We start from the raw sequence: 15,156 nt of genomic DNA on the forward strand, positions 1-15,156 counted from the left end.
CCGTGCGCGGCTTCGGCGTCAGGCCGCTTTCGCGTCGAGCGCGGCGCGCGCGCAGGTTTCGTCGGTGACGAGCCCCGACAGCCAGCCGCCGCGCAATGCGGCGATCACCGCGTCGCGTTTCTTCGGGCCGCCGGCGAACGCGATCGTCGGGCGCTTCGGCGGCGTGGCGAGCGAGACGCTCGTCACGCGCGCACTCGTCGACACGGCGATCCGCGTGCCCTGCGCGTCGATCGGCACGCCGAGCAGCTCGGCCACCGCGCCGAGCGCGGTCATCTCGTCGCGCTCCTGTTCGGTGATGAAGCCGTCTTCGTAGAGCGGGCAGTGCGGGCCGATGTTGCCGATCCCGACGAACGCGACGTCGGCCTGGCCCGACAGCGCCTCGACGATCCGGTACAGCCGGTGATTGCACCACTGCGCGCGCTCGGCGTCGCTGTCGGCGAACAGCGGCGCGGGCAGCAGGAAGTGCTTGCTGCCGGTTTTCTCGGAGATGTACTGCGCGACGTCGTAGCGGTTCGACGACCCGTCGGCCGCGATCGCGCCGACCATCGACACGAGCCGGTGCTGCGGGCGATCGATCTGCGCGATCTGCGCGACCGCGGCCTTCAGCGTCCGGCCGCTGCTGACCGCGATCACCATCGGCCGCGTTTCGTTCAGGTAGCGCTCCATCACCTGCGCGCCCGCGACCGCGAGCTTGCGGTCGATCGCATCGGGCGCATCGGCATCGACGGGCACGACTTCGCACATCGCGAGGCCGTAACGCTTCGACAGCTGCGCGCCGAGATCGAGACAGTCGGCGAGCTGGTGGTCGACACGGACGCGGATCAGGTTCTTCTCGACCGCGAACGCGACGAGGCGCTGCGCGACCGGGCGCGAGACCTGCAGCTTTTCCGCGATTTCGTTCTGCGTGTCGCCCGCGACGTAGTAGAGCCACGCGGCACGCGTGGCGAGATCGAGTTTTTCTGAGGACTTGGACACGATAGCGATTCGGTTTGGAGCTGGGGGGGGGCCGCCCCGCGGGCCGGCCGGCGGCCCGCATGACGGCATCCACTGTACCGCATGTCGCGCGCGCGGCCAGGCGCCGGTGCGCGCGGCGGGCGGCGCCTACGCGAGCCGCGCGCGCGACGGTTCGTACAGCGGCCGCACGTGGCGGTACAGCGCGCGGTACGCGTCGAGGCGTTCGCGCAGCCGCGCGTGGCGGCCGGCATCCGGCGCGTATTCGGCGCGCACCGGCGGCTTCGTCAGCACCGCATGCGGATCGCCGCCGACGGCCAGCCAGCCGAGCCGCGCCGCGCCGAGCGCCGCGCCCGTTTCGCCGCCGCCGTGCTGGCGCGTGCGCACGTTCAGCGCATCGGCGATCAGTTGCGCCCAGTACGCGCTGCGTGCGCCGCCGCCGATCAGCGACAACTGGTCGGTTTCGACGCCGGCCGCATGCAGCGCGTCGAGACCGTCGGCGAGGCCGAGCGTCACGCCTTCGAGCACCGCGTAGCCGAGATGCGCGCGTTCGGTCGCGTGCGTCATTCCGAAGAACGCCCCTTGCGCATACGGATCGTTGTGCGGCGTGCGTTCGCCGGACAGGTAGGGCAGGAACAGCGGCGCGGTCGCGAGCGCGTCGGCGTCGAGCGCCTCGACTTCGGCGAGCAGCGCGGGTTCGTCGGTGCCGGTCAGCTTGCAGACCCAGCGCAGGCAGCTCGCGGCCGACAGCACGACGCTCATCAGTTGCCAGCGATCGGGAATCGCGTGGCAGAACGCGTGCACGGCCGACGCGGGATTCGGCATGAAGCGGTCGCCGACCACGCTGAGCACGCCGGACGTGCCCAGCGACACGAAGCCGTCGCCCGCATGGGTCGCGCCGATGCCGAGCGCGCTCGTCGCGTTGTCGCCGCCGCCGCCGGCCACCACGACGGCCTCCGACAGCCCGAGCTGGCGCGCGATGTCCGCGCGCAGCGTGCCGGACGGCGCGTTGCCTTCGACGATGCGCGGCATCTGGTCGCGCGTCATCCCGCACGCGGCGAGCAGCGCGTCGGACCAGTCGCGGCGCGCGACGTCGAGCCACAGCGTGCCGGCCGCGTCGGACGGATCGGATACTTTCGCGCCGGTCAGCCGGAACCGCAGGTAGTCCTTCGGCATCAGCACGCACGCGGTTGCGGCGAAGACTTCCGGCTCGTGCTTCGCGACCCACAGCAGTTTCGGCGCGGTGAAGCCGGGCATCGCGAGGTTGCCCGCCAGTGCGTGGAGATCGGGCGCGCGTTCGGTGAGCAGCGCGCATTCGTCGGCGCTGCGCATGTCGTTCCACAGGATCGCGGGGCGCAGCACGCGATCGTCGCGGCCGAGCAGCACCGCGCCGTGCATCTGGCCCGAGAGGCCGATACCGCGCACGGCCGCGAACGCGTCGCGGTGCCGTTCGCGCAGCGCCGCGAGCGCGGCGAGCGTGCCTTGCCACCAGTCGTCCGGATGCTGTTCGGCCCAGCGCGGATGCGGCCGCGACACGGTGAACGGCGAGCCGGCCGTGCCGACGACCGTGCCGTCCGGGGCGAGCAGCAGCACCTTCACTTCCGAGGTGCCGAGGTCGATGCCGAGGTACATGAGCGATCCGTTCCGTCAGTGGGGAGTCGCTACTTTAGCCGCGCGGCCGCACACGTGCCAAGGCAGGTTCGCCCGGATGCGCGTCAGTGCGCCGCGAGCCACGCATCGACGCGCGCGAGCCCGGCGCGTAGCGCGTCGACGAGCGCCGCGTTGCCGGCGAGCGAGCCCCACAGCGCGCGGCTCGCGCACAGCGCGACGACCGGATCGTCGGCGGCGACGATCGCGCGCGCGGCGCCGTCGTCCATCACGCCGTCCTGGTACGCGTACGGCAACGCGCCGCGCGCCCAGCGTTCGAGAAAGCGCAGGAACAGCGCGGGCAGCACCGCGGTCGCGACCGGCGCCGCGCCGCGTGCGAACGATTCGACGAGCGTCGGCGCGATGAAGCCGGGAATCTTCGAGAAGCCGTCGGCCGCGACGCGCTGGTTCGTGTCGAGCACGTACGGGTTGCCGAAGCGTTCGAGCACGACGTCGCGGTAGCGCGCGAGATCGAGCGGGCTCGGCGTGAGGCACGGGATCACGTCCTGTGTCACGTAGTCGTGCGCGAAGCGGCGGATCGCCGCGTCGTGCGTGCCTTCGTGGATGTACGTGTGGCCCGCGAGCGTGCCGGCCCACGCGATGCAGCTGTGCGTCGCGTTGAGGATGCGGATCTTCGCTTCCTCGTACGGGTGCACGTCGTCCACCAGTTCGGCGCCGGCCAGCTCCCAGCGCGGCCGGCCGGCCGCGAAACGGTCCTCGATCACCCACTGGATGAACGATTCGCCCATCACCGGGCATGCATCGTCGAAGCCGGTCGCCGCGAGCACGCGCTCGCGCACGTCGGCGGTCGGGCGCGGCGTGATGCGGTCGACCATCGCGCTCGGCGTCGCGACGTGCGCATCGAACCACGCGAGCAGGTCTGCCTGCCCGCGCCGTTCGAGGAATTCGCGCATGCCCGCGCGAAAGCGCGCGCCGTTGTTGCGCAGGTTGTCGCAGCTTTGCAGCGTGAGCGGGCCCGCGCCGCGCCGCACGCGTTCGGCGAGCAGCGCCGCGAGCGCGCCGTACAGCGTCGTGCGCGCGCCCTGCAGGTCGGCGGCGAGATCGGCGTTCGCGATGTCGAGCCGGTTGTGTTCGTCGAGGTAGTAGCCGCCTTCGGTGACGGTAAACGACACGATCCGGCAGGCCGGATCGGCGCCGGCGTCGATCAGCGCCGCGAGGTCGATCGACCACGGCAGCACGCGCGTGATCGCGCGGATCGTCTCGTATGCGCGTTCGCCTTGCGGCGTGACGGTTTCGAGCGTGTAGGCGCCGTGCTGCGCGGCGAGCGCGTCCATCGTCGCGCGCATGTCGTCGCGGATGTTGCCGACGGCGAGCGACCAGCGCTCGTCGGCCGGCACGGCCGCGTTCACGCGATGCAGATACCACGCCTGGTGCGCGCGGTGAAACGAGCCCGCGCCGATGTGCAGCAGCACGGGCGTGCGGGCGGAGGGCGAAGCGCTCATCCGGTGTCTCCTGTTCGTGCCAGACTGTTCTGTCGAATACGATCATTTGCTCTTTGTGTGAGCGAATGATCGTATTCGGGCGCGCGAAAGTCAAGGCGGGAAAACGGCCTTTCGATGGTGCGCTGCGGCGTGCGTGCGTGCGTGCGGGCGGGAAGGGAGCGGGCGGGAGGGAGGGCGGGCGAACGAACGGGCGGCCGGTGGTCGACGCGCGGTCAGCGTCCTTCGCGCGTCAACGCGACGAGTTCGTCGAGCAGCTTGCCGGCCGGCCCCGGCAGGATGCCGTGGCGGCGCCGGAACGCGGTGAGCGTGCGCACCGCGACGACTTCGCGCACCGGCAGCGTGTCGATCGTGCCGGCGCGCTGCTCGGCGCCGTACATCGGCTCGGCCATCCAGCTCAGGAAGCCGGCATGCGCGACGAGGCTTTTCAGCGTCGTCACCGAGCGTGTTTCGACCGCGATGTCGGGCAGCGGAAGCCCTTGCGCGTCGAAGGTCGCGCGCATGTGGTCGAACGGCGCGGTGCCGCGCGGCGGAATCGCCCAGCGCGCGTGCAGCGTATCGGCGAGCGTCGGCGCGCGGCCGAGCGCGCGCAGCGGATGCTGCGGCGCCGCAACGATGTGGCTGCGATCCTCCCAGCGGCATTCGGGAATCGCGACGATCTCGTCGGTGTCGGGCCCGTGCGCGGACAGCGCGAGATCGATCTCGTGCTTGTTCAGCCCTTCCGCGAGCCGGTCCCACACGCCTTCGAGGATCTCGACGCGCAGGTTCGGCCAGCGGTCGAGCACGCGACCCACCGCGACCGGCAGCACGAGGCTCGCAATGCTGCCCACCGTGCCGACCTTGATCGTGCCCTTCGCGAAGCCGCGCATCGCGTCGAGCTCCTCGCGCGCATGCTCGGCCTCGTGCTGCAGCAGCGTCGCATGCGGCAGCAACGCGTCGCCGAACGCGGTCAGCTGCATGCCCTTCGAGTGGCGCTCGAACAGCGGCGCGCCGACCTGGTCTTCGAGCCGCTTCAGGATCCGGCTCAGCGCGGGCTGCGTGACATGCAGCGCGTCGGCCGCGCGGCCGAGGCTGCCGCACGCAACGATCGTCGTGAAGGCGCGCAATTGTCGGAGATCGAAAGTCATGTCGGAGCGGTATGGCTTTTTGCAGAAAATACAGTATCCGAGAATGGCTTGCGCTTCGATACTGTGGAAACCGCCAAGCGATCTAGGAGACCCCCGAGCATGTCCGGCCATCCGCCCCTTTCCGCCGCATCGATCACCGTTCGCGATGCGGTCGTCGATCTGCTCCGCCAGTTCGGCATCGACCGCGTGTTCGGCAATCCCGGTTCGACCGAGCTGCCGATGTTCCGCGATTTCCCGGACGATTTCCGCTACGTGCTCGGCCTGCATGAAGCCGTCGTGGTCGGGATGGCCGACGGCCATGCGCAGGCCACCGGCAATGCGGCGGTCGTCAACCTGCATTCGGCGGCGGGCGTCGGCAACGCGATGGGCAATCTCTTCACCGCGTTCAAGAACCGCACGCCGCTGATCGTCACCGCGGGCCAGCAGGCGCGGGCGATCCTGCCGTTCGACCCGTTCCTCGGTGCGACGCAGGCCGCCGAGCTGCCGAAGCCGTACGTGAAATGGAGCATCGAGCCGGCGCGCGCGCAGGACGTGCCGGCCGCGATCGCGCGCGCGTACCGCATCGCGATGCAGGAGCCGCGCGGCCCCGTGTTCGTGTCGATCCCGGTCGACGACTGGGACCAGCCGGCCGAACTGCTGCCGCGCCGCGCCGTCAGCAGCGTCGTGCGGCCCGACCCGGACGCGCTCGCGCGGCTCGGCGACGCGCTCGACGCCGCGCGGCGTCCCGCCTTCGTGGTCGGCGCGGCCGTCGATCGCGCCGGTGCGTGGGACGAGGTCGTGCGGCTCGCCGAGCGGCATCGTGCACGCGTGTACGTCGCGCCGATGTCGGGGCGCTGCAGCTTTCCCGAGGACCATCCGCTGTTCGCCGGCTTCCTGCCCGCGATTCGCGAGAAGATCGTCGCGCGGCTCGACGGGCACGACCTCGTGTTCGCGCTCGGGGCGCCCGCGTTCACCTATCACATCGAGGGCTTCGGCCCGCACGTGCCGCCGGGTGCGACGCTCGTGCAGCTCGTCGACGATCCGGGCATCGCCGCGTGGACGCCGTCGGGCGATGCGGTCGTCGGCAACCTGCGGCTTGCCGCCCGCGACCTGCTCGAACGCCCGGCACCGCCCGAGCGGCCGATGCCCGCGCCGCGGCCGCCGCACGTGCGCGTCGAACCGCCGGCCGACGGCGAGCGCATGTCGGTCGCGTTCGCGCTGCAGACGCTCGCCGACGTGCGCGACGCACGCGACATCGTCGTCGAGGAAGCGCCGAGCGCGCGGCCGGTGATGCAGGCGCATCTGCCGTTCACGCACAGCGGCACGTTCTACACGATGGACAGCGGCGGGCTCGGCTACGGGATGCCGGCCGCCGTCGGGGTCGCGCTCGCGCGGCCGGGGCGGCGCGTGATCGGGCTGATCGGCGACGGCTCGAGCCTGTATTCGATCCAGGCGCTGTGGAGTGCCGCGCAGCTGAAGTTGCCGATCACGTTCGTGATCCTGAACAATCGGCGTTACGCGGCGCTGCAGGATTTCGCGCCGGTGTTCGGCTTCGGCCCCGGCGACCCCGTGCAGGGCACCGATCTGCCGAACCTGGATTTCGTCGCGCTCGCGCAGGGCATGGGCTGCCGAGGCGTGCGCGTGAGCGCGGCCGCGCAACTCCGCGAGACGCTGACCGACGCGCTGCGTGCGGCGACGCCGGTCGTGGTCGAAGTCGAGATTGCCTGACGCGCGGTGCGCGTCTTTCCGGAGAGTTCATGCAAACCGTATCGATGCTGATCGGCGGCGAACGCCGTCATTCGTCCAGCGGCGCGACCTTCGTGCGCCGCAACCCGCTCGACGGCGAAATCGCGTCCGAAGCGCCGGCGGCCACCGTCGACGATGCGCGCGCGGCGGCCGACGCAGCCGCCCGTGCGTTTCCCGACTGGGCCGCGCTCGGCCCCGGCGCGCGCCGCGCGCTGCTGCTGAAAGCGGCCGCCGCACTCGAAGCGAAGCACGCGCAGTTCGTCGCGGCGATGGCGGCCGAGACGGGCGCATCCGCACTGTGGGCCGGCTTCAACGTGCAGCTCGCCGCGAGCGGGCTCGTCGAGGCCGCGTCGCTGACCACGCAGGTCGGCGGCGAGCTGATTCCGTCCGACGTGCCCGGTTCGCTCGCGATGGGCGTGCGCCAGCCGGCCGGCGTCGTGCTCGGCATCGCGCCGTGGAATGCGCCGGTGATCCTCGCGACGCGCGCGCTCGCGCTGCCGCTCGCGTGCGGCAATACGGTCGTGCTGAAGGGCTCGGAGCTGTGCCCCGTCACGCACGGGCTGATCGTCGAGGCGCTTCAGGAAGCCGGCTTGCCGCCGGGCGTCGTGAACTTCGTGACGAACGCGCCCGAGGATGCGGGCGCCATCGTCGATGCGTTGATCGCGCATCCGGCCGTGCGCCGCGTGAATTTCACGGGCTCGACGCGTGTCGGCCGGATCGTCGCCGAAGCGTGCGCGCGCCACCTGAAGCCGTCGGTGCTGGAACTCGGCGGCAAGGCGCCGTTCGTCGTGCTCGACGATGCCGATCTCGACGCGGCGGTCGCGGCGGCCGCGTTCGGCGCGTTCGCGAATTCCGGGCAGATCTGCATGTCGACCGAGCGCATCGTGGTCGATTCGAGCGTCGCCGATGCGTTCGTCGCGAAGCTCGCCGACAAGGCCGCGTCGCTGCCGCTCGGCGATCCTCGCAACGGGCCCGTCGTGCTCGGTTCGCTGATCGACATGAAGGCCGTCGAGCGCTGCAACGCGCTGATCGACGATGCGCTCGCGCACGGCGCAACGCTCGTGTGCGGCGGCAAGGCCGACAACACGCTGTATCCGGCCACGCTGCTCGACCGTGTCACGCCGGCGATGCGCCTCTATGCGGAGGAGTCGTTCGGCCCGGTGAAGGGCATCGTGCGCGTCGACGGCGAGGACGCCGCGATCCGCTGCGCGAACGACAACGCGTTCGGGCTGTCGTCGGCCGTGTTCAGCCGCGATGTCGCGCGCGCGATGCGCGTCGCCGCACGCATCGAATCGGGCATCTGCCACGTGAACGGCCCGACCGTGCACGACGAGGCGCAGATGCCGTTCGGCGGCGTGAAGGACAGCGGTTTCGGCCACTTCGGCGGCAAGGCCGGCATCGCCGCGTTCACGGACCTGCGCTGGATCACTGTGCAGACCGCGCCGCGCCACTATCCGTTCTGACGAGGGCGCCGACGATGAGAATCGCGATTCTGGGCGCGGGTGCGATGGGCTCGCTGTTCGGCGGGCGGCTCGCCGAAAGCGGCGAAGCCGTCACGCTGATCGACGTGAACGACGCGCATCTCGATGCGATCCGTCGCGACGGGTTGCGCATCGACGACGCTCGCGGCGAGCGGCGCGTTCGTACGCTGCGGGCCGTGCGGCCGGAAGCCGCGCAGGCGGAGGCAGGCACATCGTTCGACCTGCTGATCGTTTTCACGAAATCGCTGCATACGCGTGCCGCGCTCGACGGCGTGCGCGCGCTGCTGACGCCGGACACGCACGTACTGACGCTGCAGAACGGGCTCGGCAACGTCGAGGCGCTGAATGCGTTCGTGCCGCTCGAACGCATCCTGGTCGGCGTGACGACGTGGCCGGCCGACGCCGCGGGGCCCGCGCACGTGCGCTCGCACGGCGCCGGCACGATCCGCATGATGACGGCTGACGGCGCGGCGCGGCCGTTTGCGGCGACGGTGGCCGATACGTTGTCGCATGCGGGGCTCGCGTGCACGCTCGATGCCGACGTGTGGGCCGCGATCTGGGAGAAGGTCGCGTTCAACGCGGCGCTCAACACGCTGTGCGCGGCGACCGGCTGTACGGTCGACCAGCTCGGCAACCATCACGACGGGCCGCGGCTCGCGCTCGCTATCGCGGCCGAGGTGGCCGCCGTCGCGCGCGCGAAGGGCATCGCGGTCGACGGCGAAAGGATCGCGCGCAACGTCGAGCACGCGATTTGCGAGCATCGCGGCCATCGCCCGTCGATGCTGCAGGACGTGCTCGCGGGCCGCCGCACGGAAATCGACGCGATCAACGGCAAGGTCGTCGCGGCCGCGCGCGAAGCGGGCGTCGCGGTGCCGCATGCCGAGACGCTGCTCGCGCTCGTCCGGCTGATCGACGCGCGGCTCGACTGAGCATCGGGCCGGCGGCGCGGCGTGCGCGGCACGACGGGACGGGCGCGTCGCGCGCAGGCGACGGCGCACTGGATCGAAACAGGTTGGACGAGACACCGGAGCCGGCGCCGTTGCGTCGACGCCGGCCGACTGCGCAGTACGAGATCGGGGCATGCGCGAGCGCGCCAGCCCGGACCACCGGAGACACCATGAAAACCATCGAATGCCGTTGTCTTGCCGCGCGCCGTTCGCGCACGTTGCCGCCGGCGTGCGGCGCACGGGAGGGGGCATGAGTACGCGCGACGGATTGCAGCCGCCGCCGGTCGACATCGGCGCGACGCTCGACGACGGGCCGTTCACGACGATGCAGCGCTGCGTGGTGCTGCTCGCCGCGCTCGCGATCGTGCTCGACGGCTTCGACGGCCAGTTGATCGGCTTCGCGATTCCGGTGCTGATCCGCGAATGGGGCATCACGCGCGGCGCGTTCGCGCCGGCGGTGGCGGCCGGGCTGATCGGGATGGGCATCGGCAGCGCGTGCGCGGGGATCGTCGCGGACCGCTTCGGCCGCCGCCACGCCGTGATCGGCAGCGTGTTCCTGTTCGGCATCGCGACCTGCGCGATCGGCTTCGCACCCGACGTCACCGCGATCGCGCTGCTGCGCTTCTGCGCGGGGCTCGGGATCGGCGGCGCATTGCCGACGGCCACGACGATGACGGCCGAATACACGCCCGCGCGGCGCCGCACGATGATGGTGACCGCGACGATCGTCTGCGTGCCGCTCGGCGGGATGCTGGCCGGCCTGTTCGCGCACGAGGTGCTGCCGCGCTACGGCTGGCGCGGGCTGTTCTTCGCGGGCGGCGCGTTGCCGCTCGTGCTCGGCTTCGTGCTGGTGCGCGCGCTGCCCGAATCGCCGCGCTATCTCGCGCGTCGCCCCGCGCGCTGGCCGGAACTCGGCGCGCTGCTCGCGCGCATGGGGCGGCCCGTCGCGCCGGGCACCGCCTTCACCGACATGACGGACGCCCGCGCGGCCGGCGGCCGCGGCGGCTTCGGCGCGCTGTTCGCGAGCGGCCACGCGCGCGACACGATCGCGCTGTGGTGCGCGTTCTTCATGTGCCTGCTCGCCGTATATGCGGCGTTCAGCTGGCTGCCGACGATGCTCGCGGCGAGCGGGTTGAGCGTGTCGGTCGCGGGCTCGGGGCTCACCGCGTACAACCTCGGCGGCGTGATCGGCGCACTGCTGTGCGCGTGGGCGATCGCGCACGCGGGGTCGCGCTGGCCGCTCGCGCTGTGCAGCATCGGCGGCGCGGCGAGCGCGGTGTGGCTGATGGGTGTCGATGCCGGCCGCCATACGGGCTGGCTGATCGTCGGACTCGGCCTGCACGGGCTGTTCGTGAACGCGGTGCAATCGACGATGTATGCGCTCTGTGCGTACATCTATCCGACCGCCGTGCGCGCGACGGGCACCGCAAGCGCGCTCGCGTTCGGCCGGCTCGGCGCGATCCTCAGCGCGTTCGCGGGCGCGCTCGTGATCACCGCGGGCGGCGCCACGGCCTACCTGACGATGCTGGCGGCGGCGATGGGGATCGTCTGCGTCGCGCTGCTCGTCGTGCGACGGCATATCCCGCGACTGTCGCGCGCGGCCGTGCAGCCGCGCGAAGGGGAGGAACTGGCCCGCACGTCGTCGTGACGGCGGGCGGGCGCCGGGGGCGCGGCGCGCGTTACAGCGTGGTGCGCACGTGCCAGAGTTCGGGGAACAGCACGACGTCGAGCATCTTGCGAAGGTACGGCGCGCCGCTGGTGCCGCCGGTGCCCTGCTTGAAGCCGATGATGCGCTCGACCGTCGTCACGTGACGGAAGCGCCACTGGCGGAACGCGTCCTCGAGATCGACGAGTTCCTCGGCCATCTCGTACAGCTCCCAGTGCTGCTGCGGGTGACGGTACACCTCGAGCCACGCGGCCTCGACCGTCTCGTCGTGCCGCATCGGCTGCGTCCAGTCGCGTTCGAGCCGCTCCGGCGCGATCGCAAAGCCGCGCCGCGCGAGCAGGCGCACGACTTCGTCGTAGAACGACGGCGCCTCGAGCGTCGCGCGCACCTGTTCGAGAATGTCGGGGCGGTGCGCATGCGGCTGCAGCATCTGCACGTTCTTGTTGCCGAGCAGGAATTCGAGCTGGCGATACTGGTACGACTGGAAGCCCGACGACTGGCCGAGATACGGGCGCATCGCCGAATACTCGGACGGCGTCATCGTCGACAGCACGTTCCACGCCTGCACCAGCTGTTCGAGGATCCGCGACACGCGCGCGAGCATCTTGAACGCGCTCGGCAGCGCGTCGGTGCGCACTGCGTCGAGTGCGCCGCGCAGCTCGAACAGCGCGAGCTTCATCCACAGCTCGCTCGTCTGATGCTGGATGATGAACAGCATCTCGTTGTGATCGGGCGACAGCGGATGCTGCGCGTCGAGGATCGAATTCAGCGACAGGTAGTCGCCGTAGCTCATCGACTTCGAGAAATCGAGCTGCGCGTCGTGCCAGCCGGCGTCGCCGGGCACGTGCGTCGCTTCGTGCGTCGCGTGTGCCGCTTGCGCCGGCTGTGCGGCGCGTGCGCCCGAGAACGGGCAGCCCGCCGGCGCGTCGCCGCCGGGTGGCTGCATATGACCAGAATTCACGATGCTCTCCAGATTGGAATGACGGGGGCGCGGCGCGCGCGCTGCAGGCGCCGCGCGAAGCGGATCAGGTCACCGCGCCGCGTTCGGCGAACTCGGGCGCCTTCCACGCGTCGGTGGCGAGGATGTCGCGCAGCGTCTCGACGGCATCCCACACGTCGACGAAGCGCGTGTAGAGCGGCGTGAAGCCGAAGCGCAGCACGTACGGCTCGCGGTAGTCGCCGATCACGCCGCGCGCGATCAGCGCCTGCATCACCTCGTAGCCGTGCGGATGTTCGAAGCTCGCCTGCGAACCGCGCTGGTGATGCGCGCGCGGCGTGACGAGCTTCAGCGACTGGCCCGCGCAGCGCGCTTCGACGAGCGCGACGAACGCGTCGGTCAGCGCGAGCGACTTGCGGCGGATCGCGTGCATGTCGGTCTGCAGGAACGCGTCGAGCCCGCATTCGACCATCGACATCGACACGATCGGCTGCGTGCCGCACAGGAAGCGCGCGATGCCGGGGTCGGGCGCGAAGCCCGGCTCCATCGCGAACGGTGCGCGGTGGCCCCACCAGCCGGACAGCGGCTGCGAGAACTGCGCGTGATGACGCTGCGGCACCCACACGAAGGCCGGCGAACCGGGGCCGCCGTTCAGGTACTTGTACGTGCAGCCGACCGCGCCGTCCGCGCGCGCGCCGTTCAGGTCGACCGGCACCGCGCCGGCCGAGTGCGCGAGATCCCACAGCATCAGCGCGCCCGCGTCGTGCACGAGCTGCGTGACGGCCGCCATGTCGTGCATGTAGCCGGTGCGGTAGTTCACGTGCGTGATCATCGCGACGGCCGTGTCCGCGCCCAGCGCGCCGGGTAGGTCCGCTGGGTCGTCGATCAGCCGCAGTTCGTAGTCGCCGCCGAGCTGTTCGATCAGCCCCTGCGCGATGTACAGGTCGGTCGGGAAGTTCGAGCGTTCCGACACGATCACGCGGCGCTCGGGCGCGCGCCCGGCCTGGTGGCGCACCATCGCCGACAGCAGCTTGAACAGGTTGATCGAGATGGTGTCGGTCACGACCGTTTCGCCGGGGGCGCCGCCGATCAGCGTCGCGAGCTTGTCGCCGAGACGGCGCGGCAGCGCGAACCAGCCGGCCGTGTTCCAGCTGCGGATCAGGCCGTTGCCCCATTCGGCGCCGATCACCTGCTGCGCGCGGGCGGCCGATGCGCGCGGCTGCGCGCCGAGCGAGTTGCCGTCGAGGTAGATCACGCCGTCGGGCAGCGAGAACTGGTTGCGCAGCGGGGCGAGCGGGTCGTCGCGGTCTAGCGCGAGCGCGTCTTCACGGGTCTTGATCATGATGTTGGGTCGTCGGTCGGGGTAATCAGGCGGCACGCGCGGGCAGCGCGCGCAGCACGGCGCGCACGGGGCTCGCGTCGAGCGTCGCGAACTTCAGCGGCAGTGCGATCAGTTCGTAGTCGCCGGGCGGCACGTCGTCGAGCACGATGCCTTCGAGGATCGCCATCCGGTGGGCGCGCACGCGGTGATGCGCATCCATCGTCTTCGATTCCTGCGGGTCGAGCGACGGCGTATCGATGCCGATCAGCGTCACGCCGTGCGCGGCGAGCAGGTCGACCGTTTCGGGCGCGACCGCGCAGAAATTGCTGTCCCACTGCTCGACGCTGGCGCGCGCACAGGTGCGCAGCAGCACGCGCGGCGGCACGCCGTCGAGTGCGTGCGCGACATCGGCCGGCTGCACGACCGGCGACGCGCCGATGCAATGGATCACGCGGCACGGGCCGAGATAGGTGTCGAGCGGCACGGCGCCGATCGGCGCGCCGTCGGCGTCGTAGTGCAGCGGCGCGTCGCAGTGCGCGCCCGTGTGCGGCGACAGCGTCAGGCGCGCGACGTTGACCGGCGAGCCGGCCTCCATCCGCCACACGCGTTCGACGGAAACCGGCGTATCGCCCGGCCACACGGGGGTGGCAGGGCTCACGGGCGGCGAGATGTCCCAGAGGGTGTCCATGGCATGACGATTCGGTGACTCGATCCTTCGAATGATAGGTGGACGCTCGCAGAAAGTGCTTGCGAAATAAACATGGACAATCCGCCGGATTGGCAGATAATTCGACTCAGAGGGAAAACGGGGACCAAAAATGCACGCGATCACGCTCGATGCCACCGACTGCCGGATTCTGGCGGTCCTGCAGGAAGAGGGCAGAATCAGCAATCTCGACCTGGCGGAACGCATTTCGCTTTCGCCATCCGCCTGCCTGCGCCGCATGCGCCTGCTCGAAGAGCAGGGCGTGATCGAGCACTATCGCGCGTGCCTGAGCCGCGAGAAGCTCGGTTTCGAGCTCGAGGCGTTCGTGCAGGTATCGATGCGCAACGAAGAGAATCAATGGCACGAGCGTTTCGCGGAAGCGCTGCGCGAATGGCCGGAGGTGGTCGGCGCGTTCGTCGTGACGGGCGAGAGCCACTATCTGCTGCGCGTGCTCGCGCACAACCTCAAGCACTATTCGGATTTCGTGCTGAACCGGCTCTACAAGGCGCCGGGCGTGATGGACATCCGTTCGAACATCGTGCTGCAGACGCTGAAGGACGAAGCCGGCGCGCCGGTCGGGCTGGCGCGCACGGGGGCGATCAAAGCGGTGTGAGGCCGTGGAAGCCGCCGCCGTGGAACACGAGCGGCGGTGTCGTGTCCGATACCGCGCGCACGCCGCAGCGCTCCACTTCACCGACGAAGATCACGTGGTCGCCCTCGTCGTAGCGGCTGCGGTTGTGGCATTCGAACCACGCGAGCGCGCCGTCGAGCACGGGCATCCCCGAGTTGCCGGCCGCATGCGCGATCCCCTCGAAGCGGTCGCCCTTGTAGGTCGAGAAGCGCTTGCACAGGTCGAGCTGCGATGCCGCGAGCACGTTCACCACGTAATGGCTGTTGCCGCGGAACACCGGCGTCGACGCCGATTTGTGCGCGAGGCTCCACAGCACGAGCGGCGGATCGAGCGAAACCGAGTTGAACGAGCTGGCCGTGATGCCGATCAGCTGGCCGGACGGCGCGCGCGTCGTGATCACCGTCACGCCCGTCGCGAACTGGCCGAGCGCCTGCCGGAAGGCGGCCGAGTCGAAATCCGGCGGATTGGCGTGGCTCATCATCGCGCGGCCATCCGGAACGAGACGGGCGGACGCGGCGCGACGCGGGTGGAGCGGGCACGGCGGACGAAAGGCGACA

General features: G+C 70.9%; 13 protein-coding genes. 5 read left to right on the forward strand and 8 right to left on the reverse strand.

Features of this window, described 5'->3' with window-relative positions:
• Window positions 1-18: 18 nt before the first annotated feature.
• From HWX08_RS14465 to HWX08_RS14480, 4 genes are all read right to left on the reverse strand, one after another.
• Window positions 19-975, reverse strand: a complete 957-nt coding sequence (locus HWX08_RS14465) for a sugar-binding transcriptional regulator (RefSeq protein ID WP_069257443.1) — start codon at window positions 973-975, stop codon at window positions 19-21.
• A gap of 126 nt (window positions 976-1,101) precedes the next feature.
• Window positions 1,102-2,583, reverse strand: coding sequence for a xylulokinase (xylB, locus tag HWX08_RS14470; RefSeq protein WP_069257442.1), 1,482 nt, complete (start codon window positions 2,581-2,583; stop codon window positions 1,102-1,104).
• A gap of 83 nt (window positions 2,584-2,666) precedes the next feature.
• On the reverse strand, window positions 2,667-4,061 hold the full coding sequence (gene dalD / locus HWX08_RS14475) for a D-arabinitol 4-dehydrogenase (RefSeq protein ID WP_174920623.1): 1,395 nt from the start codon (window positions 4,059-4,061) through the stop codon (window positions 2,667-2,669).
• Window positions 4,062-4,273: 212 nt separating this feature from the next.
• Window positions 4,274-5,185, reverse strand: a complete 912-nt coding sequence (locus tag HWX08_RS14480) for a LysR family transcriptional regulator (RefSeq protein WP_174920622.1) — start codon at window positions 5,183-5,185, stop codon at window positions 4,274-4,276.
• A gap of 99 nt (window positions 5,186-5,284) precedes the next feature.
• Here HWX08_RS14480 and mdlC point away from each other — a divergent pair, with 99 nt between their 5' ends.
• The 4 genes from mdlC to HWX08_RS14500 all read left to right on the forward strand — a co-directional run bounded on the left by mdlC (window position 5,285) and on the right by HWX08_RS14500 (window position 10,986).
• On the forward strand, window positions 5,285-6,892 hold the full coding sequence (mdlC, locus tag HWX08_RS14485) for a benzoylformate decarboxylase (RefSeq protein ID WP_174920621.1): 1,608 nt from the start codon (window positions 5,285-5,287) through the stop codon (window positions 6,890-6,892).
• A gap of 29 nt (window positions 6,893-6,921) precedes the next feature.
• A complete protein-coding gene (locus HWX08_RS14490) occupies window positions 6,922-8,373 on the forward strand; it encodes an aldehyde dehydrogenase (protein WP_174920620.1) in 1,452 nt (483 codons plus the stop codon).
• Between the two features lie 14 nt (window positions 8,374-8,387).
• The gene (locus tag HWX08_RS14495) at window positions 8,388-9,320 is read left to right on the forward strand and encodes a ketopantoate reductase family protein (protein WP_174920619.1); all 933 of its coding nucleotides are present in this window, start codon (window positions 8,388-8,390) and stop codon (window positions 9,318-9,320) included.
• A 151-nt stretch (window positions 9,321-9,471) separates the two neighbouring features.
• On the forward strand, window positions 9,472-10,986 hold the full coding sequence (locus HWX08_RS14500; protein ID WP_404822514.1) for an MFS transporter: 1,515 nt from the start codon (window positions 9,472-9,474) through the stop codon (window positions 10,984-10,986).
• Between the two features lie 31 nt (window positions 10,987-11,017).
• Here the strand turns inward: HWX08_RS14500 and kynA are convergent, their stop codons facing one another.
• From kynA to kynB, 3 genes are all read right to left on the reverse strand, one after another.
• On the reverse strand, window positions 11,018-11,950 hold the full coding sequence (gene kynA, locus HWX08_RS14505) for a tryptophan 2,3-dioxygenase (protein ID WP_069257436.1): 933 nt from the start codon (window positions 11,948-11,950) through the stop codon (window positions 11,018-11,020).
• Between the two features lie 79 nt (window positions 11,951-12,029).
• Window positions 12,030-13,283 carry a kynureninase gene (gene kynU, locus HWX08_RS14510; RefSeq protein WP_425128464.1) on the reverse strand — a complete coding sequence of 418 codons (1,254 nt, stop codon included), beginning with the start codon at window positions 13,281-13,283 and terminating at the stop codon, window positions 12,030-12,032.
• A gap of 25 nt (window positions 13,284-13,308) precedes the next feature.
• Window positions 13,309-13,950 (reverse strand): arylformamidase, encoded by a 642-nt coding sequence (kynB, locus tag HWX08_RS14515; protein ID WP_069257434.1) that lies wholly within the window; start codon window positions 13,948-13,950, stop codon window positions 13,309-13,311.
• 130 nt (window positions 13,951-14,080) lie between these two features.
• Here kynB and HWX08_RS14520 point away from each other — a divergent pair, with 130 nt between their 5' ends.
• On the forward strand, window positions 14,081-14,581 hold the full coding sequence (locus HWX08_RS14520) for an Lrp/AsnC family transcriptional regulator (RefSeq protein WP_006477992.1): 501 nt from the start codon (window positions 14,081-14,083) through the stop codon (window positions 14,579-14,581).
• Here HWX08_RS14520 and HWX08_RS14525 read toward each other — a convergent pair.
• Window positions 14,568-15,077, reverse strand: a complete 510-nt coding sequence (locus tag HWX08_RS14525) for a flavin reductase family protein (protein WP_069258058.1) — start codon at window positions 15,075-15,077, stop codon at window positions 14,568-14,570. The genes HWX08_RS14520 and HWX08_RS14525 overlap by 14 nt on opposite strands.
• Between the last annotated feature and the right edge of the window lie 79 nt (window positions 15,078-15,156).

Source organism: Burkholderia metallica, assembly GCF_902832845.1.
Classification (GTDB): Bacteria; Pseudomonadota; Gammaproteobacteria; order Burkholderiales; family Burkholderiaceae; genus Burkholderia; species Burkholderia metallica.